General features: G+C 64.8%; 16 protein-coding genes. 9 read left to right on the top strand and 7 right to left on the bottom strand.

Annotated elements, in window-relative coordinates; genetic code table 11:
- Positions 1-193 precede the first annotated feature (193 nt).
- Complete coding sequence (locus ACIPZB_RS23985; RefSeq protein WP_400643013.1) at positions 194-2,011, top strand: ABC transporter ATP-binding protein/permease; 1,818 nt, start codon at positions 194-196, stop codon at positions 2,009-2,011.
- A 158-nt stretch (positions 2,012-2,169) separates the two neighbouring features.
- On the opposite strand, the gene ACIPZB_RS23980 is transcribed toward ACIPZB_RS23985, so the two are convergent.
- Positions 2,170-2,862 (bottom strand): SOS response-associated peptidase family protein, encoded by a 693-nt coding sequence (locus ACIPZB_RS23980; RefSeq protein ID WP_400643035.1) that lies wholly within the window; start codon positions 2,860-2,862, stop codon positions 2,170-2,172.
- A gap of 102 nt (positions 2,863-2,964) precedes the next feature.
- Here ACIPZB_RS23980 and ACIPZB_RS23975 point away from each other — a divergent pair, with 102 nt between their 5' ends.
- Complete coding sequence (locus ACIPZB_RS23975) at positions 2,965-3,396, top strand: LexA family protein (RefSeq protein ID WP_400643012.1); 432 nt, start codon at positions 2,965-2,967, stop codon at positions 3,394-3,396.
- Here the strand turns inward: ACIPZB_RS23975 and ACIPZB_RS23970 are convergent.
- Positions 3,391-4,512 carry an MFS transporter gene (locus tag ACIPZB_RS23970; protein ID WP_400643034.1) on the bottom strand — a complete coding sequence of 374 codons (1,122 nt, stop codon included), beginning with the start codon at positions 4,510-4,512 and terminating at the stop codon, positions 3,391-3,393. The two genes, ACIPZB_RS23975 and ACIPZB_RS23970, sit on opposite strands and share 6 nt — an antisense overlap.
- Here ACIPZB_RS23970 and ACIPZB_RS23965 point away from each other — a divergent pair.
- Together ACIPZB_RS23965 and umuC are read left to right on the top strand one after the other, a co-directional pair.
- Positions 4,499-4,621: a hypothetical protein gene (locus ACIPZB_RS23965; RefSeq protein ID WP_400643036.1), complete on the top strand. Its 123-nt coding sequence runs from the start codon at positions 4,499-4,501 to the stop codon at positions 4,619-4,621. The two genes, ACIPZB_RS23970 and ACIPZB_RS23965, sit on opposite strands and share 14 nt — an antisense overlap.
- Positions 4,622-4,718: 97 nt before the next feature.
- Positions 4,719-5,993, top strand: a complete 1,275-nt coding sequence (gene umuC, locus ACIPZB_RS23960) for a translesion error-prone DNA polymerase V subunit UmuC (RefSeq protein WP_400643011.1) — start codon at positions 4,719-4,721, stop codon at positions 5,991-5,993.
- A 53-nt stretch (positions 5,994-6,046) separates the two neighbouring features.
- Here the strand turns inward: umuC and ACIPZB_RS23955 are convergent, their stop codons facing one another.
- Both ACIPZB_RS23955 and ACIPZB_RS23950 read right to left on the bottom strand, forming a co-directional pair.
- Positions 6,047-8,338 (bottom strand): Ig-like domain-containing protein, encoded by a 2,292-nt coding sequence (locus ACIPZB_RS23955; protein WP_400643010.1) that lies wholly within the window; start codon positions 8,336-8,338, stop codon positions 6,047-6,049.
- Between the two features lie 35 nt (positions 8,339-8,373).
- Entirely contained in the window at positions 8,374-9,765 is a 1,392-nt protein-coding gene (locus ACIPZB_RS23950; protein ID WP_400643009.1) for a hypothetical protein, read from the bottom strand.
- 674 nt (positions 9,766-10,439) lie between these two features.
- On the opposite strand from ACIPZB_RS23950, the gene mnxG reads away from it, so the two are divergent.
- Complete coding sequence (gene mnxG, locus ACIPZB_RS23945; RefSeq protein ID WP_400643008.1) at positions 10,440-16,268, top strand: manganese-oxidizing multicopper oxidase MnxG; 5,829 nt, start codon at positions 10,440-10,442, stop codon at positions 16,266-16,268.
- Positions 16,269-16,313: 45 nt separating this feature from the next.
- On the opposite strand, the gene ACIPZB_RS23940 is transcribed toward mnxG, so the two are convergent.
- Positions 16,314-17,597 carry an arsenic transporter gene (locus ACIPZB_RS23940; RefSeq protein WP_400643007.1) on the bottom strand — a complete coding sequence of 428 codons (1,284 nt, stop codon included), beginning with the start codon at positions 17,595-17,597 and terminating at the stop codon, positions 16,314-16,316.
- A 254-nt stretch (positions 17,598-17,851) separates the two neighbouring features.
- On the opposite strand from ACIPZB_RS23940, the gene ACIPZB_RS23935 reads away from it, so the two are divergent.
- The 4 genes from ACIPZB_RS23935 to ACIPZB_RS23920 all read left to right on the top strand — a co-directional run bounded on the left by ACIPZB_RS23935 (position 17,852) and on the right by ACIPZB_RS23920 (position 22,349).
- Positions 17,852-20,092: a TonB-dependent siderophore receptor gene (locus ACIPZB_RS23935; protein WP_400643006.1), complete on the top strand. Its 2,241-nt coding sequence runs from the start codon at positions 17,852-17,854 to the stop codon at positions 20,090-20,092.
- A gap of 129 nt (positions 20,093-20,221) precedes the next feature.
- Positions 20,222-20,509 carry an iron transporter gene (locus ACIPZB_RS23930; protein ID WP_400643005.1) on the top strand — a complete coding sequence of 96 codons (288 nt, stop codon included), beginning with the start codon at positions 20,222-20,224 and terminating at the stop codon, positions 20,507-20,509.
- Positions 20,506-22,020 carry a PepSY-associated TM helix domain-containing protein gene (locus ACIPZB_RS23925; RefSeq protein WP_400643004.1) on the top strand — a complete coding sequence of 505 codons (1,515 nt, stop codon included), beginning with the start codon at positions 20,506-20,508 and terminating at the stop codon, positions 22,018-22,020. The genes ACIPZB_RS23930 and ACIPZB_RS23925 overlap by 4 nt, the downstream gene beginning before the upstream one ends.
- Positions 22,017-22,349, top strand: coding sequence for a DUF3325 domain-containing protein (locus ACIPZB_RS23920; RefSeq protein ID WP_400643003.1), 333 nt, complete (start codon positions 22,017-22,019; stop codon positions 22,347-22,349). The genes ACIPZB_RS23925 and ACIPZB_RS23920 overlap by 4 nt, the downstream gene beginning before the upstream one ends.
- Here ACIPZB_RS23920 and ACIPZB_RS23915 read toward each other — a convergent pair.
- Both ACIPZB_RS23915 and ACIPZB_RS23910 read right to left on the bottom strand, forming a co-directional pair.
- Positions 22,342-22,935, bottom strand: coding sequence for a biliverdin-producing heme oxygenase (locus ACIPZB_RS23915; RefSeq protein ID WP_400643002.1), 594 nt, complete (start codon positions 22,933-22,935; stop codon positions 22,342-22,344). The genes ACIPZB_RS23920 and ACIPZB_RS23915 overlap by 8 nt on opposite strands.
- A 71-nt stretch (positions 22,936-23,006) precedes the next feature.
- The gene (locus ACIPZB_RS23910; RefSeq protein ID WP_400643001.1) at positions 23,007-23,792 is read right to left on the bottom strand and encodes a sulfite exporter TauE/SafE family protein; all 786 of its coding nucleotides are present in this window, start codon (positions 23,790-23,792) and stop codon (positions 23,007-23,009) included.
- Positions 23,793-23,882 lie beyond the last annotated feature (90 nt).

The following is a 23,882-nucleotide window of genomic DNA, read 5'->3' as shown; positions in this document are numbered from 1 at the left end:
CTGCACTGGCCCCTTCGCCGGCAAGCCGGCTCCCACAGGTTCACCACAGGCCTCACACACTGTGGGGATCCCTGTGGGAGCCGGCTTGCCGGCGATAGGGCCGGTACAGAAAACATGAAATGTCCGTCATGAATGCCGGGCGAGTCTGCCCGCAATGCTACGCTCGCGGAAACACTCTGCACGGATACCCACCATGGACATGAACTGGCACCAGGCCCTGCAAGAGAGCCTGATCTGGCTCGCAATCGCCTCGTTCATCACCCTCATCGGCTTTACCGCCGCCGCTGCCCTGGCTGTGCGCTACACGCGCTGGGGCAGCCAGTTCTGGCAACTGGCCGGGCCCTATTTCACCTTCCGGCGCAGCTGGCGGCCCTTGCTGGTGTTCGCCTTGCTGCTGGTGCTGACACTGTTCTCGGTGCGCCTGAACGTGCTGTTCTCGTTCTGGTACAACGGCTTCTACAGCGCCCTGCAGGCCCTCGATCAAACCGCGTTCTGGTACCTGCTCGGGGTGTTCGCGGTGCTGGCGACCATCCATGTGCTGCGTTCGCTGTTCACCTTCTACGTGACCCAGGCCTTCAGCATCCAATGGCGTGTGTGGCTGACCGAACGCCTGACCCATGATTGGATGCAAGGCGATGCCTACTACCGCGGCCAGTTCCTCGAGCATCCGGTGGACAACCCCGACCAGCGTATCGAACTGGACATCAACTCTTACGTCACCAACTCGGTGTCGCTGGCCCTCGGCGCGGTCAGTGCGCTGGTCTCGCTGGTGGCCTTCACCGGCATCCTCTGGGGCCTGTCGGCGCCGCTGGCGGTGGCCGGCTACGAAATCCCCCGGGCGATGGTGTTTGCCGTCTACCTGTACGTGCTGGTCGCCACCTGGATCGCCTTCCGCCTCGGCCAGCCGTTGATCCGCCTGAACTTCCTCAACGAAAAACTCACCGCCAACTTCCGTTACGCGCTGATGCGCCTGCGCGAGAATGCCGAGAACATTGCCTTCTACCAAGGTGCGCCGGTGGAGCGGGCGACCCTGCTCGGGCGTTTCGGTGCGCTGATCGTCAATGTCTGGGCGCTGGTGTTCCGAAACCTGAAGTTCAGCGGTTTCAACCTGGGTGTCAGCCAGGTCGCCGTGGTGTTCCCGTTCATTCTCCAGGCGCCACGGTTCTTCAGCGGCGCGATCAAGCTTGGCGATGTCATGCAGACCGCCCAGGCGTTCGGCCAGGTGCAGGATTCACTGTCGTTCTTCCGTGAGTCCTACGACACCTTCGCCCAGTACCGCGCCACCCTCGATCGTCTGACCGGTTTTCTCGACGCCAACCAGCAGGCTGCCGCGCTGCCGCGGGTACTCACCGAGGAGCAGGCGCATGCCCTGGACATCACCGGCCTGCAGGTGCTGCGCCCCGACGGCCATGCGCTGATCGCCGACCTCGACCTGCGCCTGCACGCTGGCCAGGCGCTGTTGATCAAGGGGCCTTCGGGCAGTGGCAAGACCACCTTGCTGCGCGCCCTGGCGGGCCTGTGGCCTTATGCCGAGGGTGAGGTCAGGCGACCCACGGGCACCCAGGCGTTGTTCCTGTCGCAGCGCCCGTACTTGCCGCTGGGCGACCTGCGTACCGCCATCGCCTACCCGGCGGGCAGCACGGCCGAGGACGCGCCGCGCATGCAGCAGGCCCTGCGCCAGGTCAACCTGGCGCACCTGGTGGATCGGCTGGAGGTGAGCTGCGACTGGTCGCACATTCTGTCGGTGGGTGAGCAGCAGCGCCTGGCGTTCGCCCGGGTGTTGTTCAACCGGCCGCAGGTGGTGTTCCTTGATGAGTCGACGTCGGCGATGGATGAAGGGTTGGAGCATATGCTGTATTCGTTGTTGCGCAACGAGATGCCGCAGACCTTGCTGGTGAGCGTCGGGCATCGCAGTACGCTGGCGGACTTCCATACCCATCGGCTGGAAGTGGATGGGCAGGGGGGGTGGTTGTTCCTGGAGCAGCAGCCGGAGGTCGAGCTTCAAGTGTGAGGGGGCTCTGATGGCCCTATCGCCGGCAAGCCGGCTCCCACAGGTACTCCACAGGCCTTGAGATCTGTGAGCCCACAGGCACTCCACAGGCCTTGAGATCTGTGAGGTCCCTGTGGGAGCCGGCTTGCCGGCGATAGGGCCGGTAGCAGCCCAGCCATTCACACGTCATGCATCACAATCAACTCCGCCCCTTCGTTACGCACGTTCCCCACTTCCTTGCCCACCGCAAACCACTCGAACGCCTCCACCGGCAAGCACCGCTCCCGCGCCAGCCGCTCGGCTTCCTCGGCGGGCACCTCGGGGTCGATCCACGCCCGCGCATCCGCCGGCCCCAGCACCAGCGGCCGGCGATCGTGGATATCGACCATCCCCGCGTCACTCGCCGCGGTGATGATCACAAAGCCATCCCCTTCGTTCGGCTCCAACCCCGCACGCACCTCGGCCAGCGCCGCCATGAACATCGGCGCCTGGCTTTTCAGGCGAATGAAGTAGGGCTGCTTGCGCTTGGGGTCATGCGGGTCGGTCACCCATTCGTACCAACCGTCGGCCATCACCAAGGCCCGCCCCTGAGGCCACAGGGCCTTGAAGAACTTGCCGGTGGTCACCGTCTCGACCCGCGCATTGATCGGCGCAGGCCGCTTGCCGGTAGCCCAGAACGGCGCCCAGCCCCAATGGCAGGGGTCGATACGCAGGCCATCGGCGGCGTTGTGCAGGATCAGCACGCGGCTGCCGGGAGCCACGTTGTAGCGGCCGATGGGCGCATTGTCGTAACCGCTGATCACGTCCTGCTCGGCGTCCAGCTCACGCAGGTAATCGGCCAGCCCCTGGTACTGGGCGAAGCGTCCGCACATGGTATGCACCCCCATTTGTCGAAATTTCCTACGGGGGCAATTGACCGCACCGCAGGCATATCGTTACTGTATATGTATACAGTTATCATGCAAGGCTGCGACATGACTTCCATCCTGGGGCCGCTCACCTGTGGCGGCGCTGCGCTGCCGCGCTACCTGTTTCGCATTCCGGCGGGGTTCCCTTCGCCGGCGGCGGACCACATGGAGCAACCCATCTCGCTGGACGAGCTGTTCAACCTGCGGGCGCCGCACATGTACCTGGTCAGGATAGACGGCGACAGCATGCAGGGCGCCGGGATCTTCGACGGTGACCTGGTGCTGGTCGACCGCTCGATCGAAGCGCGCCATGGCCACATCGTGATTGCCGCCGTCAACGGCGAGCCCTTGTGCAAACGCCTGCACCGTATCGGTGGACAGGTGGTGCTGCGTTCGGAAAACCCGGGCTTCGCGCCGCGCTACATCATGGAGGGTGACGAATTTTCCATCTGGGGCGTGGTGACCTTCAGCGTGCGCAGCCACGACCCGCACTCATGAAGCCCTCATCGCTACCGCCGCCAAGGTAGCGCCGGCAAAGCCGGCCCCCACCAGGAAGGTCGCCTGGAAGCCCACCCCATCCCACAGCAGCCCCGCCACCACGCTGGCGGCCAGCAGCGCCAGCCCGGTCAGCAGGTTGAACAGGCCAAAGGCCGTGCCGCGCAGGTTGGCTGGCGCACTGTCGGCGATCAGCGCGGCGAAGATGCCCTGGGTAAAGCCCAGGTGCAGCCCCCAGGCCGCCACGCCCAACGCCAGCCCGGCCCAGCCCGGCATCAGCGCCAGCAGCAGGTCGGCAGCGATCAGCAAGCCGAGCCCCAGCATCAGCACCCCACGTCGGCCGATACGGTCCGACAGCACACCGGCGGGGTAGGCCGACAGCGCGTAGGCCAGCGCCATCAGTACCAGCACGGCGGGCGCCCACAAGGGGGCCAGGCCCATGTCCTGGGCACGCAGCAGCAGGAAGGCCTCGCTGAAACGGCCCAGGGTGAAGAGCATGGCCAGGCCGATCAGGCGCCAGTAGGCCGGGCCCAACCGCGCCAGTTCGTGCCACGCCAGCGGTGAGCGTGGCGGGTGCCCCGGTGTCGAGGCCGGGGGTTCGCGGACGAAGGCCACCAGGATGTACACGGCGAGAAACGCCGGGATCACCGCCACCCAGAACACCGTCTGGAAATGGCTCGCGGTCAGCCACATCAGCAGGATCGCCAGCAACGGCCCGAGGAACGCGCCGACCGTGTCCAGCGCCTGGCGCAGGCCGAACGCCGCCCCCCGCAGCTCGACCGGGGTCACATCGGCCACCAGCGCGTCCCGCGGCGCGCCGCGGATGCCCTTGCCGACCCGGTCGACGAAACGCGCCCCGATCAGCCATTCCAGCCCCGAGGCCATGGGAAAAACCGGCTTGGTCAGCGCGCCCAGGCCGTACCCCAGCACCGTCAGCAGCTTGCGCTTGCCCAGCCGGTCGCTGAGGGCGCCGGAAAACACCTTGGTAATCGACGCGGTGGCCTCGGCGATGCCTTCGATGACGCCCACCGCCACCACCGAGGTGCCGAGCACAGTGACCATGTACAGCGGCAACAGGGCGTGGATCATCTCCGAGGAAATGTCCATGAACATCGACACGAACCCCAAAGCCCAGACGCTGCGGGGGATCTTCGGCAAGGCCGTGTGGGCGGTTTTCTCGGCGCTGCGCATCGCAACCTCGGCTGTGGCGCTACGTTCGAAACTGTAGGAGCCAGGGCGCAGGATGCAAATCGGATGGGCGGGTAGCGGCCGCGCGAGGGGATATGATTAACTGTATATAAATACAGTATTCGCGATGCCGTCCGATGAAGCCTTCCCCCGTATTCGCCCTGATCGATTGCAACAGCTTCTACGCCAGCTGCGAGCGCGTATTCCGCCCCGACCTGCTGCGCACCCCCATCGTCGTGCTCAGCAACAACGACGGCTGCGTGATTGCCCGATCGTATGACGCCAAACCCTTCGTGAAGATGGGCGAGCCTTATTTCCAGGTGAAGGACAAGCTGCGCCGGCACGGCATCATGGCGTTTAGCAGCAACTATGCGCTGTACGGCGACATGAGCGAACGGATCATGACCTTGATTGAGTCGATGGTGCCGGCGAGCGAGGTCTACAGCATCGACGAGTGCTTCGCAGACCTCACCGGCATTCAGGAAAACCTCACCCAGTTTGGCCGAACCGTGCGCTCAAGGGTCCTGCGGTGCACCGGCATCCCGGTAGGCGTGGGTATTGCCGGCACCAAGACCCTCGCCAAGCTGGCCAACCATACGGCAAAACGGTTGCTGGCGCAGACGGGTGGGGTAGTGGACATCACCGACCCGTTCAAACGTGATTGGGTGTTGCGCAATACCGAAGTGCAAGAGGTGTGGGGGATTGGCCGGCGGATGACGGCTCACCTTGAGGCGATGGGCATTCGCACGGCGATGGACCTGGCCAAGGCCGACGCCTGGACGCTCCGGCAAAAATTCAGCGTGGTGGTGGAGAAGACCGCCCGCGAGCTGGCCGGCACGCCCTGCCTTGAACTGGACGAGGCCGCGCCGCCGAAGCAGGAGATCTGCTGCAGCCGAATGTTCGGCACCCGCCTGACCGAGCTCGCGCCGATCAAGCAGGCGGTCGCCACCTACATGGGGCGCGCTGCGGAAAAGCTTCGGGCCCAGCGTTCCGTCTGCAAGCGCATGCGCGTGAGCATCCGCACCGGGATGTTCAATCCGGACGAGGCGCATCACGCCCAGGGCGTGATGGTCGAGTTGCCTTATCCCACCTGCGACACGCTGCTGATGACCCGGCTTGCGACCGAAGCGGTGGCGCGGCTATTCCGGCCGGGTTTCCGTTACAGCAAGGCCGAAGTACTGCTCATGGATCTGCGACAGCCGGGTGAGTTTTCAGAGGACCTGTTCGCGCTCAAGCAGTCGGTGGCCTGTGACCGGCTGATGCAAGTGATGGATGACATCAACGCGCGTTGGGGGCGCGGGACCATGCGGGCTGCCAGTGTGCCCGTGGCACCGGACTGGGGGATGAGGAGGGAGATGATGAGCCAGTCCTACACCACACGCATCGATCAGTTGTGGACGGTCAAATGTTGAGCGTCTCCGTCAAGGGGTAAGCCCCGCCTCCGGGAAGGAGGCGGGGCGGTGGGTTACTGGATCACCAACGGTGTCGTGCGCACGGTGCCAAGCGAGGATCGGATCGTGATCGTCGGGTTGGCGCTCGGCACCACCGTCGTGGTGGTGGTCGAGATCCGCCAGCGGCCGCTGATCGGGACTGTGGCGGTGCCCACCGTGACCAGCCCGTTGGCGGTTGTGACCTGAGCGGTGAGGGTGTTGCCGACCACCGCCGAGGAGGTCCCGGACAGGTCCCAGGTGTAGCGGTCGTTGGCGCGCGCCCTTGCCACGGCGCTGGTCACCACCAGGTTCTCCTGCGTGGCCTGCGGTGTGACCTGCACGGTGACGGTGGCCGGTGCCGAGAGTGTGCCGAACGCATCCCGGACCTGGTAGGTGAAGGTGGTGGTAAAGGCCGCGGTGACATTCTGCGGTGCGGTGTAGGTCACCACGGTGCCGTCGGTACTGACAGTGCCCTGGCCAGCCGCCGGCTGGGTCAGGAGGAGTACGGTCAAGGGCGTGCTGCCGGCGTCGTTGAGCAACACATTGAGCGTCAGCGTTCCGCCTTGGCTGGCTGCGGTGTCGTTCGTGGCGACCGGTGGCGGGTTCGGGATCACGTTGACCGTGACGGTTGCCGGTTCCGAATCGAGGCCTTTGCTGTCCCTGGCGATGTAGCTGAAGGTCGCCTGCAGCGGGGCATTGGTGGCCGGTGGTGTGTAGGTCAGGCTGGTGGTGCCATTGAGCGCCACCGTGCCCTGGCCGGCCGCCGGCGGTACGAAGCTGCCGATGGTCAGCGGCGTGTTGTTGTCGGGATCGCTGTCATTGGCCAGCACGTTGAGGGTGATCGGTACACCCGCGTTGGTGCTGACGGTATCCGCCACGGCCAGCGGTTTCTGGTTTTCGGCAGGGACATCGACGATGCCGGCGACGGTCACCGGTTCGCTGTCCGAGCCGCCGGCAGCCGACTTGACCGTAACGCTTTCCGGTGGCTGGGTCAGGTCATTGACCACCAGCGTTCCGTCTCCTGGCAGAGGCCCGTATCCCTGGGCGACGAGGCCAGGATTAAGGACTTTGTCACTGGAGCTCGCGGTGATGGTCAGGCGGTGATTGTCCGGGTCGTATCGAGCCGTACTGACCTTCACCACATCGACAGGCGTGCGTGATACCGAGGTGGGTTTGGTCGCGCCACCCAATTCGCTGGCTGTCAGCACCACCACCGAGGGCGGCGCGTCGGGGGTGGCGAAGGTGGTGTAGAAGTAGCCGTTGTTGTCGGTCAGCAGATTCGCGTTGGGCAGGCACGGTCCCGGTGGTGTGCCGGTAAGGGTGAGGGTGGTGCGGTAGCACACCGTCGATGCAGCCGGGGTCTGAGCCTGGGTACCGCTGTTGGTACGGAACGAGTCGGCAAAGATTTCGACCTGCGAGCCACTGCTGTCACGCTGGTAGGTGATGCGCTCCACTTCCACCGGCGTCTGGGTGCGGTCGTCGTAGATCTTGCCGGAGATAGCGAACACATCGGTGCGCAGTGTGCCCGCAGGGCCGGAGATCTCCAGATAGTTCTGCGGGTTGCCTTGGGCATCGAGGATCGGGCTGCCGCGCACCGCGTCCGCAAGGTTCGGGTCGCCGACGAACTTCTCCTGCAGGCCGGTTTCCGGGTTGGTCTCGGTGAAGTAGCGGGCGATTTCCAGGCCGGCTTCGTTGGTCAGGCTGTTGGGGGCAGTTGCGCTGTACAGGAACGGCCCGAGGGCGCCCTGCAGAGCCCCCGAGTAGTTGAGCGTGGCGATGCCGATATCACTGGTGTCGTTGATCGCCCGCCGCCCTGGGGTGGCAACCACGTACACCTTGGTACCGTACGGATGGCGCACGGTGTACATGCCCGCAGTGGGCACTGCGGCGCGGATGCGGATGCGGGCGAAGTTGTGCTGTTCGCCATCGATGATCTCGCCTTCGCCGGCCACCGCTTCCAGGGCAGCAACGTACTGCTCGATGCCGAAGGTGCGGTCACCGACGCTGCCGTCAGCGGTGAACCAGAAGCTTTCACCTGGCCAGTTGTTGGGGAAGATGATGGGCTCGGCGGGGTTGAAGCCGCCTTCGGCCGGAATGGTGCACATGTAGCCGGGGGCAGCTACGGTGCCCGGCGCGCGACTGCTGACTGTCTTGGACAGGCAGAGCTCCAGCTTCACATTGTTGAAGTCCTGATACCACATGGGGAACCGGCCGGTGGCGAGGGTGTAGGGCCCCGGGTCGAAACTCTGCAGCGCGGCGTTGGCACCGCCCACCATGGCGATGGACAGGCTCAGTGTGTTGAAGATGAAGCGTGGCCACTTGTTCATGTTAGCTCCTGGCGCTTGATCCGAATTCGGATGGGTCACTGGACGATGACCACTTCTTCTGTATCGCTGCCGCCGTTCGCCGACGTCACCCGGATGGTCGCTGGCGGGACTGTGCCGGCGTTAGGCGACAGGGACTTGTCGGCACCGCCGGACAGTTCACCGATCAGCGCGCCACTGCGTCCGGCGTAGGCGGTCAGGTTGGGCGGAGTGATGCGGTCGCTGGTCGAGGCCTCGATGGTCAGTCGACCACTGCTGCGGCTGTACTCGGCGCGGCGGATGGTGACCAGATCGGTCAGGTGCACAGGCACGGTGGTTGGCGCATGGAGGGTAGGGATCGCCAGGTGGTTGTCGACAGTCACTTGCAGGACCGCCGGCAGCGATGGGTCGACGGTCGACTGGCCATACCAGCTTCCGGTCGAGTTGGCTTCGGTCATGGTCACGGAAGTGCCCGCGCTGTCCAGGAAGTTGGCCGTACCGGGAGGCGGCGGGGCCATGGTGAAGACATCCTGATGCGCGACCACGCCACCGGACGTGCTTCCCCTTGAGTAGGTGGCACGCTGGACCAGTGCCGGGGCGGGGAGATCCACGGCGCTGAGCTTGCCGGAAACGGAGAACGTATCGCTGCGCGTATCGATGCCGTTAGGGCCCTGGATACGCAGGTAGTTGGTATTGAAGGGGCTGCCAGTGACTGGCTCTTCCAGACTCGGGTCGCCGATGTAGGTCTCCTGCTGGCCGGTTTCCGGGTTGGTCTCGGTATAAGGGCCGTTGAGGCTGCGCAGGAACGGTCCGATGTCGCCCTTCAGCGCGCCGGCATAATCGCCGGACGGGCCGATGCCGATATCGCGGGTCATGTTGATCGCCCGGGTGCCGCCGGTGTCGGCGAACTCTTCCGGCGTGACGTTGAACACGTCGACGCCGTAGGGGTGGGTGACGGTGTAGACGCCGGCTGCGGGGACATCCACCCGAATGCGAATACGGGCGAAGCTCAGTTGGTGGCCGTCAGCGACCTCGCCGTTGAACGCGGCTTCGATGGCCGCGACATAGGTCAGGTCGATGCCGCTGGCGGCGTCGGTAATGGCGCCGTCCGCGGCGAACCAGAAGGTTTCGTCTGGATAGTTGGTAGGGAAGACGATGGGCTGGGTGTCATCGAATTCCCCTGGTGCCGGGTTGAGCACGCACATGTAGGCAGGCGCCCCGGGCGTGGGTGCTGTGCGCGAGCTGACGGCCTTGCTCAGGCACAGGTCAAGGGTTCGGCCATGGGTGTCCTGATACCAGGCGGCGTAACCCGTCTTGTTTCCGCTATCGAGGGGGTACGGGCGCTCTCCGGGGATACCCGGGTCGACGGCGTAGAGACCTGCCTGCGCCGTCCCGCCACTCAATGACGCAAGCAGGATAGAACTTGCCAGTAGGGTCAATCTGTTTTGCATGATTCAGTCCTCTGGATATGACGCAGGCTGGGTGGTGCAGCTCGGTCGAAAGGTTCTGAATCGGCATCAGCAACGATCGTGCCTGTTTAATTCTCAAAAAGGTCGTGGGCGCGATATCGCCTGCGAAATACTTGAATCGAAATTAGTTGGTGTGAGGTCTGTCTGGGCATGGGTTACCGCTGTGTTAAAGCGGTTCGCGTTATTCAGCTAGCAATGAATATTCCTGGTGTTTCATGCTGCAGTGGTGTCGCTCGATCCTCCACTTTTATTGAATAAAAAAGGGTCCGGCGGGTTCTCAAATGGAAGTTTGTGCCTGTCGAAATTGATGCTAATGGGGGAATTCGCCCAGTGGTGGGGAACTTTGATCTTGGCGGGAGTGGCGCCGTCAAGCCTCGCGAGCGTTTCACCGGTGATACTACAGGCAATACAATTCCGATTTTTTCTAATCGATGACGCTTGTGTGACAGTTATTCGCGCGCGCGTGCATTCCTGGTTTTCCTACATAATTTGAAACAAGTTTGGGGAGGCAGGGGGATTAGTGGGGGCAAGTATCCTTCCCCGTTATGGGCGGCAACTTCGCAACTGGTTGAATTCAAACTTGATTTATTTTGGCGCGATATTTGCGAGCTCGAAGGTCAGCCATGTTTGTGCTGCTGACTTGGAGGCCCGCCCAAATGACCTGCGCACACTTGCACGCTCAAATCGATCTTGAACGCCTACGTTGCTGGTTGAGGAGGCCGCAAGGATTGGCGTTGCTTGCCGGCGTATGGCTCACGGGGGGGGAGCTGGCCGAGGCGGCGGTGCAGTGCCAGCGCACCTTGGTGGCCAATGTCGTGGCCATGGACCAGCCGCTGATGTTCAACCGGCTCGGTGCGCACAACCCCAACGGCATGATGTTTGCCCTGCGCGGGGATGTGGTGGACACCAATGGGGTGTTGATCACCCAAGGCGGTAGCGCCACTCCCGGTCAAGTCACCTTGCGCCCGGACAAGCGGCCGCGCCCATTGGTACTGCGGGTTGCCGCCGGAGACTGTTTGACGGTCAACCTGCAGAACCTGCTGGCTTTCCAGGCCAACCCCAATGGCCAGGGCAACGATCACGAGAACGCCGCCAACGGCGAGTTGCATGTCGACGCTCAAGTCGCCGACCGTCATGTGGGTTTCCAGGTCAACGGCTTACAGGCATTTGGATCGATCAACGATATTTCCGCCAACAGCGGACGTAACGACAACACCTTGCTGGCGCCCGGGCAAAGCCGTACCTACACCCTCTATGCCGAACGCGAAGGCACTTTCGCGGCGACCAGCTACGGCGCCACCTTCGGCAGCGAGGGCTCGTCCGGCAACGTCGGCAACGGCCTGTTCGGCCAGGTGGTGGTGCTGCCCAAAGGTGGGCGGGCCTATCACAACACGGTCACCGAAGAAGAGATGCGCCTGGCCACGCGCGGGCGAACCCCGGCCGGCCAGCCCATCATCGACTACCAGGCGCGCTACCCGGTGCTTGAACCCTGGATCGCAGAAGGCAAGGCCGGCAAACCGATCCTGAGCATGGTCGACGGCAGCGAGATCATTGCCAGCAATGCCGACGCCGTGATCATGGGCCCCAATGCCGATGGCAGTTTCCCACCGACCACCTATCCCCTTGAAAGCCAGGGCAAGCGTAACCCCAGCCTGCCCAATCGCCTGGAGCCGTTCCGCGATTTCGCGGCGGTGTTCCACGACCAGTCAGCTGTTGTCCAGGCGTTTCCAGGGTTCTGGGGCGACCCCGTGTTCGGCCAGATGCTCGATCCGGCGCGCGACGCCTTCATGGTCAACTACGGTTCCGGTGGCATGGGCGCCGAGGTCATCGCCAACCGGGTGGGTGTCGGCCCGATGCATGATTGCTTGTCCTGCGCCTATGAAGAATTCTTCCTCAGTGCACACACCACCGGCGATATCGCGATGCAGGTGGACGTGCCGGCCAACGTTGGCCTCGAGATGCTGGCGCCCGGCCAGGTACCGCCCGCCGACCGTGTCGGTATCAAGGCCAGCATGGCGCTGTATCCGGCCGAGCCTTCCAACGTCGCCCACAGCTACCTGGGCGATGCGGTGAAGTTTCGCAATGTCAGCGTGGGTTACGAGCAACACGTGTTCCACCTGCATGGTCACCAGTGGTTGTTCAACCCCAACGATGACAACTCCGACTACATGGATGCGCAGGGCGTCGGCCCAGGCTCGGGTTACACCTACGAGATCGCCCATGGTGGGTCCGGCAACCGCAACCGGGTGGCCGGCGATGCGATCTATCACTGCCATTTCTACCCGCATTTCGCCCAAGGCATGTGGGCCATGTGGCGTATCCATGATGTGTTCGAAGAGGGCACGCGCCTGGCGGTAACCCAGGCGGGCAACAACAACTTCCATGCGCAGCCGTTTGCCCTGCGCAGTGGCTTGCCGGCCTCGGGCGCCCGGGCCTTGCCCGATGGCGAGATCGTCGCCGGCACGCCCATTCCGGCGGTCGTGCCCTTGCCGGGCAAGGCCCTGCCGCCGATGCCGGGCAAGGTGGTAGTGATTCCTAAAATGGGCGGTGAAACGCTGGCCGCAGGCCAGGAGCCGGGTGACGACAGCCAAACGCCGGCTGCGCCGCGAGTCGTCGGCTCGCTGGCCCTGGTCGATCGCAGTGAAGCCAACCGCAACGCCGACGGCACCCTGAAAAACCCGGGCTTCCCGTTCTGGATCGGCGGCATTGAAAGCACCGTCGGCCAACGCCCGCCCACGCCACCTCTGGACATGCTCGACGCGCAGAAGGCCACGGCCTTGAAGGACAGCGGCAAGGCATTGTGGGCGGCGCTGGATCCGGCCCAGGCCGGCGGTTGGGATGGCGGCCTGCCACGTCATGGCCTGGATGGCTGGGCGGCGGGCGGTGAGGCGCACGTGACCACCAGTCTGCTGGACATGAGCAAGGGCCTGGGGCGCGCCAAACCTGTGTACTTCCCCGAGGAGGGCACCGAGGTCGAGCAGTCGGCCATGGCCTTCCACGCCAAGCCAGCGCATGCCAGCTTCGCCGTGCTGCCCAATGGCCAAACGCTGCCGCGCGACTTCCTGACCAACGGAGCGCCTCCCGTGGCGGGTGCGCCGTTTTTCGAGCCGTGCATGGACGACCGGCAAAAACGCCTGACCCGCAGTGCCGGCGTCGGCAATTTCAACAGCGGAGAGCGTCTCGACGCCCAGTCGTTCACCGGCGCCTCGCCGTTCAGTGCCGATCACCCTCGGGTCTACAAAGGCGCCAATATCCAGTTCGACGCCGTGTTCAACAAGATCGGCTATCACTTCCCGCAAACCCGCATCCTCACCCTGTGGGAGGATGCGTGGCCGGTGATCAACAAGCAGCGCCCACCTGAACCGTTGGTGATGCGCATGAACACCTTCGACTGCACCATGTACCAGCACACCAACCTGGTGCCTTCAGTCTACGAACTGGACGATTACCAGGTGCGTACGCCAACCGACGTCATCGGCCAGCACATCCACTTGCCCAAGTGGGACCTGACGTCCGCCGACGGCTCGGCCAATGGATGGAACTACGAAGATGGCGTGCTCTCGCCGTCCACCGTGGTCGAACGCATCCACGCCATTCGCCGGTTCAACGATTGCCAGGACGGCGACCCACGCGAAGGCACCGAGGATTGCCCCGTGGCCAAGCAGCACCCTTACTTCGGGCGATTCAACCGCGCGGACTGGCTGGGTGCGCGCACCACGCTGCAACGCTGGTTCGCCGACCCTGTGGTGAACGTGCACAACATCGACCGTGGCCTGGGCAATATCTTTACCCACGACCACCTTGGCCCTTCGACCCACCAGCAAGTGGGCATGTACGCCACCGTGCTGGCCGAGCCTGCCGGTTCCAAGTGGTACCACGCCGAAACCGGCGAGGCCTTGTATAACGGCGGCGGGCGCCAGGACGGCGGCCCGACTTCCTGGCAAGCCGTGATCGAGACCGGTGATCTCAACGGTGACAACAAGAACGACAGTTACCGCGAGTTCTTCCTCGAGTTCAGCGACTTCCAGCACGCCTATGAAGCCGGTGTCTACGTCGGCGCGGGCCCCGATGGTATTCCCGATGCGCAAGCCTTCCCGGCCACGGCGGACAGCTTCCGCTACGCCATCAACCCGCCTGGGCGCAAGGCGGCCGCCAACCTGCTGGAGTCTGTCGTGGAAGTTGCCAGTGGCCAACTGCTGACGTGCCCGACGCGGCCGTGCCCGCAAGCGATCTCGGCGTCGGACCCTGGCATCTTCGTCGTCAACTACCGCCATGAGCCCCTGGGTCTGCGCGTCTACGACCCGAACAAGGTGGCGCCAGACGGCAAGCCGGGCATGCAGGCCGATGGTCTGGCCGGTGACCTGGCCCATGCCCTGCAAAGCCGTACCGACCGGGCGATCCCTGCACTCAACCTGGCCCCCAGCGCGATCACCACGGCGACCGGCCCCACCGGCGGGGTCACGGTATTGCCCAGACACATCAACCGAGGCGACTTGCCGGGCGATCCGTTCACGCCGATGTTACGCACCTATACCGGCGACAACGTGCGCCTGCGGGTCAATGCCGGCGGCCACGAAGAGGAGCACAACCTGACGTTGCACGGCGTGAAGTGGCTGCATTCGGGCAGCGGCTTCGGCAATAGCTCCAACACCGGCTGGAAGGCGTCGCAGATGGTGGCGATTTCCGAGCAGCTCGGCTTCATGGCACCGGTAGCGATGATGTCCAGTGCGGCCAGCGATACCGGCGATTACCTGTATTCCATGGATGCTTCCCTGGAGGGGTACTGGAGTGGCCTGTGGGGCATCATGCGCAACTATTCGCTCAGTCGCAGTGACCTGTTCCCGCTGCCCAACAACCCAAGGCCGGTGGCCGCGCGCAACACGGTCAATTTCAATGGCGTGTGTCCGCGCGTCACCCCCAATCCAAATGGTGTCGGCAACCGCACGACAGTGCAGCGCAACTATGAGGTGGTTGCAGCGCTGGCCAACGATATCCTCGCCAACCCGCTGGGTCTGACCCTCGGCGACCCGGCAGGTGCCGGCCAGCATGTCGGCGGCCCGCTCAACACGCTCGGCGGCACCCTGGTCTACAACCCAAGGCCGGTGACGGTGCCAGAGGTGACGATCTTCGACCCTGAAGATGGCGAGACTTTCACCATTGGCGGGCAGTCCGGCCCTTTGCACGACCCGACGGCCATCCTGTATGTGCGCAAGGCCGACCTGGACCCGGTCACTGGCAAGCTCAAGCCCGGGGTGCCCGTCGAGCCGCTGGTACTGCGCGCCGCCGCCGGCGATTGCATCAACATCACCCTGGAGAATCGCCTGCCCTTGATGATGCCGGACCTGCCGAACTTCGCGGTGATGCAAGGCACGGTCAAGCGTGACCGTTCCGGTGCGCAAGGCTCGACCACGTTCAACAACAACCTGATGCGACCGTCCAGCCACGTCGGCCTGCACGCCCAGTTGCTGACCTACGACGTGAGCAAGTCGGATGGTTTCAACGTCGGCAGCAACCCGGTGCAGACAGTGGCGCCCCGGGCAGGCAACACGGGGGCCTGGCCCACACGGACCTATCAGTACTATGCCGGGCACCTGGAGCGCGCCGGTCAGCCGGTGGGGTCGCAATTGGGGCGCAACGTCGACACGATCGAGGCGACCCCCATCGAGTTCGGTGGCCTCAACCTGATGCCGGCCGACCCGATCAAGCAGCCGCAAAAAGGCCTGGTGGCGGCCATGTCGGTGACGCCAGCGGGCGCCACCTGGCAGGAGGATGCTGCCTCCAGAGCGTCGGCTACGGTGCAGGCACCGGGCGCCAGCCCTTATCGCGACTTCATCACGGTCTGGCAGAAGTCCCTGAACATGCGCTGGGCCAACGGCTTGCCCGTGGAGAACATGTCGTCCGAAGGGCCGGGCATTCCCAACGACCCCAAAGACAACTCGGACATGGCCATCAACTACAAGAGCGAGCCCCTGTGGTACCGCTTCGCCCGTGCGCCCAACGCACCGTTCGGCCAGGCAGGTGGCAATGGCCTGGGCGCCGTCCCGAACGCCCACATGGCCTACAGCAATGCCCTGGTCGGCGGCGACCCGGTCACGCCGATACTGCGCGTCAAGCCCGGGCAGCCGTTCCGCACCCACGTGCTGATGCCTTCGGGCGGCAGTCGCGGCGCGACCTTCCAGCTCGACGGCCATGTCTGGGCATTCAACCCGTTCCAGGCCGAAAGGGTCGACCTCTGGGGCTACCCCATGAAGGACGCGGGAATCGGTTCGGTGCGCTTTGGCTACAACCCCATGGCCATGTACATCGGCGCTCAGGAAAGCGTACTGCCGGCGGCGCACTTCAGCTTCATGTTCCCCAGTGCCGGCGGCGCCAACGCGATACCTGGCGACTACCTGTACCGGGACTATGCGGCATTCGGCAATCTGGGCGGCATGTGGGGGCTGCTGCGTGTCAGCGATGAGCCTGTGCCGACCACCGCGCAGTAAAGGGTTGCTTGACGAGGAGGGGGCTGCAAAGCAGCCCCTGCAATCTCAACTACTCAGCCGCACTGCCAACGCCGCCAAGGTCACCAGCAACACCGGCACCGTCAACAACACCCCGACCTTGAAGTAATAGCCCCAGCCGATGCTTACCCCTTTGCGCGCCAGCACATGCAACCACAGCAGTGTGGCCAGGCTGCCGATCGGGGTGATCTTCGGTCCCAGGTCGCAGCCAATGACGTTGGCATAGATCATCGCCTCCCTCACCACCCCCTGCGCGTCGCTGGCATGGATCGAGAGCGCCCCGATCAGCACGCTGGGCAGGTTGTTCATCACCGACGACAGCACCGCTGCAATCAGTCCGGTGCCCAGCGAGGCGGCCCACAGCCCGTGCCCGGCCAGCCAGTTCAGCGCGCCGGTGAGCGAGTCGGTCAGGCCGGCATTGCGCAGCCCATAGACCACCAGGTACATGCCCAGCGAGAACACCACGATGTGCCACGGCGCCTCGCGCAGCACGCGGCGGGTGGATATCACATGGCCGCGTGCCGCCACGGCGAACAGCACCGCCGCACAAGCCGCGGCCACGGCACTGACCGGGATGCCCAGGGGTTCGAGCACGAACAGGCTGGCCAGCAAGGCCAGCAGCACCACCCAGCCGACACGGAAGGTCGCGCGATCACGCACGGCCATGGCTGGCAGCTTCAGTTCAGCGGTCGCGTAGCGCTGCGGAATGTCGCGGCGAAAATACAGCCACAGCACCAGCAGCGTGGCCGCCACCGCCACCAGGTTGACCGGCACCATCACCGCGGCATAGGCGTTGAAACCCAGGCCGAAGTAATCCGCTGAGACGATGTTGACCAGGTTCGACACCACCAGCGGCAAGCTGGCGGTGTCGGCGATGAAGCCGGCGCCCATGACGAAGGCCAGGGTCGCGGCGGGGGAGAAGCGCAGCGCCAGCAGCATCGACATGACGATCGGGGTCAGGATCAGCGCCGCACCGTCATTGGCGAACAGCGCCGACACCGCCGCGCCCAGCAGCACCATGAAGGCGAACAGGCGGCGCCCGTCACCCCGCGCCCAACGCGCCACGTGCAGGGCGGCCCATTCGAAGAAACCGGCTTCATCCAGCAGCAGGCTGATGATGATCAGGGCGATGAAGGTGCCGGTGGCGTTCCAGATGATGGCCCAGACGGTGGGAATGTCGTGCAGCGATACCACGCCGAACAGCAGCGCCAGCACGGCGCCGAGGGTAGCGCTCCAGCCGACGCCGAGGCCTTTGGGTTGCCAGATGACCAGGGTCAGGGTGAACAGGAAGATCAGTGTGGCGGTGAGCATGAGCACGGTGTCTCGACGTGGGCGGGAAGGGCGGCAGGGATGTGCGGTGACGACTCTACACGGGCCGTGGGTGCTTTGGACAAGTTCCGTTACAAACATGTAAGTTTCGTAAATAAGATTTAAACTCATTTGAGAATCACTATATTCACCATCCCTGTTGGCCCCCAAACACTGTTTGCGCGGCCGGTGGGCGAGGGCTCCCGGCTTGCGCCAAGGGTGTGCCTTTTCGCTCATGATTCGCAGGAGATGTATCCATGCAGTGCAGAACCTCACCCAACAGCCTGGCCCTGGCCTTCGTTGCCCTGGCATCGCCGGCCATGCTGGCGAACGCCGCCGAAGCTGACGAGCAGCGCGCCGGTGAGGTGCTGGAGGTACCGGCGGCCGACAACGCCCTGGTGATCCAGGACACCCTGGTCACCGCCGAGCGCGAGGCGCGCCAGGCGCTGGGCTCGTCGATCATCACCGCTGAAGACATCAAGCGCCGGCCACCGGCCAACGACCTGTCGGACATCATCCGCCGGGAACCTGGGGTCAACCTGACCGGCAACAGCGCCAGCGGTGCACGCGGCAACAACCGGCAGATCGACCTGCGCGGCATGGGTCCGGAGAACACCCTGATCCTCATCGATGGCAAGCCGTCCAGCGCTCGCAACGCTGTGCGCTATGGCTGGAACGGCGACCGCGACACCCGCGGCGAAACCAACTGGGTGCCGGCCGAGGCGGTCGAGCGCATCGAGATCCTCCGTGGCCCGGCGGCGGCGCGCTACGGTTCCGGTGCCATGGGCGGGGTGGTCAATATCATCACCAAGCGCCCCACCGATGAGTTCAAGGGCAACCTCAATTTCTACACGCAATTGCCCGAAGACAATGCCGAGGGCGCCAGCCGCCGCGCTAACTTCAACCTCAGCGGCGGGCTCACCGACAACCTCGGGTTCCGCCTGTTCGGTGGCCTGGCCAAGACCGACGCCGACGCCCTGGACATCAACGCCGACCACGCCAACAGCGCGCTGGTCGCCGGCCGCGAGGGCGTGCGCAACAAGGACATCAACGGCCTGCTGAGCTGGAAGCTCAACGACGAGCACCGCCTCGAAGCCAGCGCCGGCTACAGCCGCCAGGGCAACATCTATGCCGGCGACACCATGAACAGCAACGGTGGCAGCGACGTCGAGCTGATTTCCAGTTTGTATGGCCATGAAACCAACGTCATGCAGCGCAGCACCTATGACCTGACGCACCTGGGCGACTTCACCTGGGGCACCAGCAAGAGCACCCTGGCTTACGAGTACGTGCGCAACTGGCGCCTCAACGAGGGCCTGGCCGGCGGTCCGGAAGGTGCGATCAACGACAGCGGCGCAGCGGTGTCGCGGCTGCGCAATACCCGCCTGAGCAGCGAAGTGAACCTGCCGTTCGCCATGGGCAGCACTGAGCATGTGCTGACCCTGGGCGGCGAGTACCTGTACGAGTCGCTCAACGACCAGGGCTCGTTCCGTCCGCAGAGCTTCGACCCGAGCGGTTCCGGGAACAACGCGATCATCGGCTTCGACCGCAGCGACTCGAAGATGACCGCGAAAAGCTACGCGCTGTTCGCCGAGGACAACATCATCCTCGGTGACACCACCGTCACCCCGGGCCTGCGCTTCGACCACCACGAGACCTTCGGCGACAACTTCAGCCCGAGCCTCAACCTGTCGCACAAGCTCACCGAAGCGCTGACGTTCAAGGGCGGTATCGCCCGTGCCTACAAGGTGCCGAACCTGTACCAGTCCAACCCCAACTACCTGCTCTACAGCCGTGGCCAGGGCTGCAGCGTGCAGCAGGGCAACTCGGGCGGCTGCTACCTGCAGGGCAACGCCGACCTCGAGCCGGAGATCAGCGTCAACAAGGAGATCGGCCTGCAGTACGACCGTGGCACCTGGCGTACCAGCGCGACCTACTTCCGTAACGACTACCAGAACAAGATCATCGGTGGCACCGATGTGCTCTACACCATCAACAACGGGCGCCGCGTGACCCAGTGGGAAAATGCCGGCGAGGCGCGGGTGGAAGGGATCGAGGGCAACCTGTTCGTCGAGCTGAGCCCGGTGCTGGACTGGAACACCAACCTGACCTGGATGCTCGACAACGACAACCGCGAGACCGGCGAGCCGCTGTCGGTGATCCCCGAGTACACGGTCAACAGCACCCTCGACTGGCGCGCCACCGACAAGCTGTCGTTCCAGGTCGCCGGCACCTACTACGGCAAGCAGAAGTCGCCGAGCTACAACTACCGCACCCAGGAAAACTACGACATCGAGGCGCAGCAGGATGTCGAGGCCTATGGGCTGGTGGATGTGAGTGCCGGGTACAGGTTCAACGCCAACTACGACGTGCGGGTGGGGGTGAACAACGTGTTCGACAAGCAGATCTACCGGGGTGGCAATGCCAGCAGCTCGGGGGCCAATACCTATAACCAGCCGGGGCGGGCGCTGTTTGCTTCGCTGAATATCTCCTTTTGAGCCTTGGGGCCGCTTTGCGGCCCTATCGCGACACAAGGCCGCTCCTACACGCCCCTGTAGGAGCGGCCTTGTGTCGCGATAGGGCTGCAAAGCAGCCCCAGATGCCACCACAACCTCAAGGACTCTCCCATGAGCAAAGTCCCCGCCTGGCTGCAGATCCTCTCCCGCAGCAGCGCCGCACTGCTCGGCGGCTATGCCTTCAGCTACGCCGCAACAGCCTGCCTGGCCCGGCTATTGCCACTGTCACCCGGCGACGCCGTGATCGTCGCCACCCTGCCAACCTTCATCTTCTACACCCTGGCCATCCTCTGGTCCTTCGCCAGCCGCGATGCCCTGCGCGCCTGGGCGCCGCTGGCCGTGGCCGCCCCCCTGGCGCTGGTCGGCTTCTGGCCCCAGGCCCTGGAGTGGCTGGCATGAAGAACACCTTCACGCAATCGATGGCCTGGCTGCATACCTGGGCCGGGCTGATTTTCGGCTGGCTGCTGTTCGCCATCTTCGTCACCGGCACCCTGGCGGTGTTCGACAAAGAGCTCAACCACTGGATGCAGCCAGAGATCCCGGCCACACCGGTGTCCCAAGCGGCAGCCGCGCACCGCGCCATCGCCTACCTGCAGGCCCATGAGCCGCAGGCCGGCAATTGGGGCGTCAGCCTGCCGATCGAGCGTTCACCCGGGTTGCGCGTGTCCACCGGCGATCGGCGCCATGGCGGCGGGGTGCAACTCGACCCGGGCACCGGCGAGGCCATCGCGGTACGCGACAGCGTGGGCGGCAACTTCTTCTTCCGCTTTCACTTCACCCTCGACCTGCCGCGCAACTGGGGCATCTTCGTCGTCGGTGCGCTGGCCTTGGTGATGCTCGCGGCGCTGGTCACCGGCATCGTCATCCACAAGAAAATCTTCAAGGAGTTCTTCACCTTCCGGCCCGACAAGGGCCAGCGTTCATGGCTGGACTTCCACAACGCCAGCGCGGTGCTGTTGCTGCCATTCCACCTGATGATCACCTACACCGGGCTGGTCATCTTCATGCTCATCTACATCCCGGCAGGGGTCGATGCGTTGTTCGCCGGTGACAACCGCGCCTACTTCCAGGCCCAGGGCAATACCCGCCTGGAGCAACCACGGGGCCTGAGCAAACAACCCGCCGAAATGGTCGACGTGGCGCCGCTGCTGGCCCAGGCCGAGGCGCGCCTGGGGCCGATCGCCGGGTTCAACATCCGCAATCCGAACACCGCCGGGGCCCGCATCGAGATCCGCCCCGAACTGGGCAACCGCATTGCGCTGTCCAAGGGCCAGGCCATGGCCTTCGACGGGGTCAGCGGGCAGCTGCTCAGCGACGTCAGCGAGTGGCGGGCGGCACCCCTGACCCAGCGGGTGATGGTCGGCCTGCACTTCGCCCAGTTCGGCGGCTACGCGATGCGCTGGCTGTATTTCGTCTGCGGCGTGATCAGCTGCGTGATGATCGCCAGCGGCCTGGTGCTGTTCTGCGTCAAGCGCGGGCGCAAGTACGCCGCCGCCGAAGTGCCGGGGCATCGTTGGTATCGGCTGGCCGAGGTGTGCAACGTGGGCTTCGTCGCCGGGCTGCTGCTGGCGTGCGTGGGCTTGCTGTGGGCCAGCCGGCTGCTTCCGGTCGAACTGGCCGGGCGGGGAGCCTGGGAGGTGCGCGCGTTCTTCGGTCTGTGGCTGCTGGCGCTGTTGCATGCGGGCATCCGGCCTGCGCGACAGGCGTGGGTCGAGCAACTGGGGTTGGCGGCGCTGCTGTGCATCGGCCTGGTCGCTTTCGGCGGGCTGGATGATGGCCTGCGCCTGGGTGTGGCGGCGTGCGCGCTGGTGCTGGGAGTGCTGCTGGGCCTGGTGGCGTGGCGCGTTCAGCGTGCGCAACCGACCGCGCGCAAGGTCAGATCAGGTCGACGTGTGGAGGTTGAAGCATGATGTGGCTGGTCGCAGGGGGAGCGCTGTTCGCCTATGCCGGAATGCTCGGGTTGTGCCAAGGGCTGGAACGGCACTACAAGCACGTATGGAATCACGCCTGCCCGGTGGCCCTGGGCAAGGTATTGCGCGGGGTGGGGTGGCTGGCGCTGCTGGCCAGCCTGTGGCTCTGTGCCCAGGCCTGGGGCTGGGCCATGGGGCCGGTGGCCTGGTTCGCGATGATATCGCTGGCGGGGCTGCTGCTGGTCATGCTGTTGCCCTACTGGCCACGGCTGGCGGTGGGGCTGGTAGCTGCGCTGCCAGTGTGGGGCCTATTGCAGTGGATCAGCTGATTCGCACCGGGTTGAGCACACGGCATTGCCCCAGCCAGCGTTCGAAAGATTCGAAGGTGTCGACTGCCGCCCGCACGGTGGCCGCCTGCGCCGCCGGGGCGGTCGATGCCTGGCCAAGGCGGTCTAGGAAGTCACGCCAGTAGCGGCCGGTCAGGGCGCCGTAGACATCAAGAAAGCCCGCACCGCTGGTGGGGCCCAGACCCAGGCGCTCGGCCATTGCCCGCTTGAGTACCTGACCGCCCAGGGTCGAGCCTTCCAGCACGTACATCACGCCCAGGGCGCTGGCTTCGTCTCGGATCGCCGGCAAGGCCTGGCACATGGGCAGGGTGTCGATTTCACGGGGGCTCAGCTTCAGGGCCTGGAGGTCCTGGGTAAGTGCGGGCGTCTTGGCGCGCAGGGGCTCCTGATACGCGCCCAGGCACGCTTCGAGCGGGGCGTGGAAACCGTAATAGGCTTGCAGCAACCGGCTGTAGGCGGCGGTGTCGAAGCCGGCATCGAAGAACGGCAGGCGCGCTTCGAGCGACTGGTGGCAGGCAAGGGTTCCCTCGCGAAGGGCGAGGAGTAACGGGCTGGGGCTGGCAGGCATCGGATCGGCTCTGGTGGCATTTCGCCTACTTGGAGTGCCGATCATAGCCTGGCGTTCCTTCCGGGCCGCCGTCAGAACGCCAGCTTGTAGCCGATCAGCAGCAGCATCGTGGCCAGGCACGGCCGCAGCACACGGTCGGAAATGCGCCCGGTGAGGTGGCTGCCCAGGTAGATGCCGGGCAACGAGCCGAGCAGCAGGTAGCCCAGCAGCGACCAGTCCATGTTGCCCATGCCGGCGTGGCCCAGGCCCGCCACCAGGGTCAGGGGCACGGCGTGGGCGATTTCGGTGCCGACCAGGCGGCGGGTAACCAGGAACGGGTAGAGCAGGAACAGCGCCACGGTGCCCAGCGCGCCGGCACCGATCGAGGTGAGGGTGACCATCACCCCCAGCACCACGCCGGTGAGCACGGTGAGGATGTTCAGGTTACGGTCGCTGAGGTGGTAGTGGTCACCGGCATGGCGGCTGGCGAACGCCTGCAGGCGCGACTTGAACAGGATCGCCAGGGCAGTGAGGATCAGCACCACGGCCAGGCCCTGCTTGATGACGGCGTTGAGCGCCGAGGTATCGGTGTGCAGGGTGGTGAGGAACCACAGGGTCAGTGCCGCGGCTGGCACGCTGCCCAGGCTGAGCAGGCCGGTGATCTTCCAGTCGATGTTCTTGTTGCGGCCATGCACCCAGACGCCGCTGGCCTTGGTGATGGCGGCATAGAGCAGGTCGGTGCCCACGGCGGTGGCGGGGTTGATACCGAACCAGAGCAGGATGGGCGTCATCAGCGAACCGCCACCCACGCCGGTCATGCCGACGATGAAGCCCACCACCAGTCCGGCGAGGGTGAAACCGAAAGAACCTACATCCATACGCTACTCGACTGCCCAGCTTTGCTCGTGATCGGATGGTCGCCAGCATATAGGGAGTTTTTTATAGCCAAATAGACTTGTTCGTTATTA

Origin of the sequence: Pseudomonas sp. NPDC089396 (assembly GCF_044749545.1) — a bacterium.
Classification (GTDB): Bacteria; Pseudomonadota; Gammaproteobacteria; order Pseudomonadales; family Pseudomonadaceae; genus Aquipseudomonas.
This window is presented reverse-complemented; position numbering and strand designations above follow the sequence as displayed.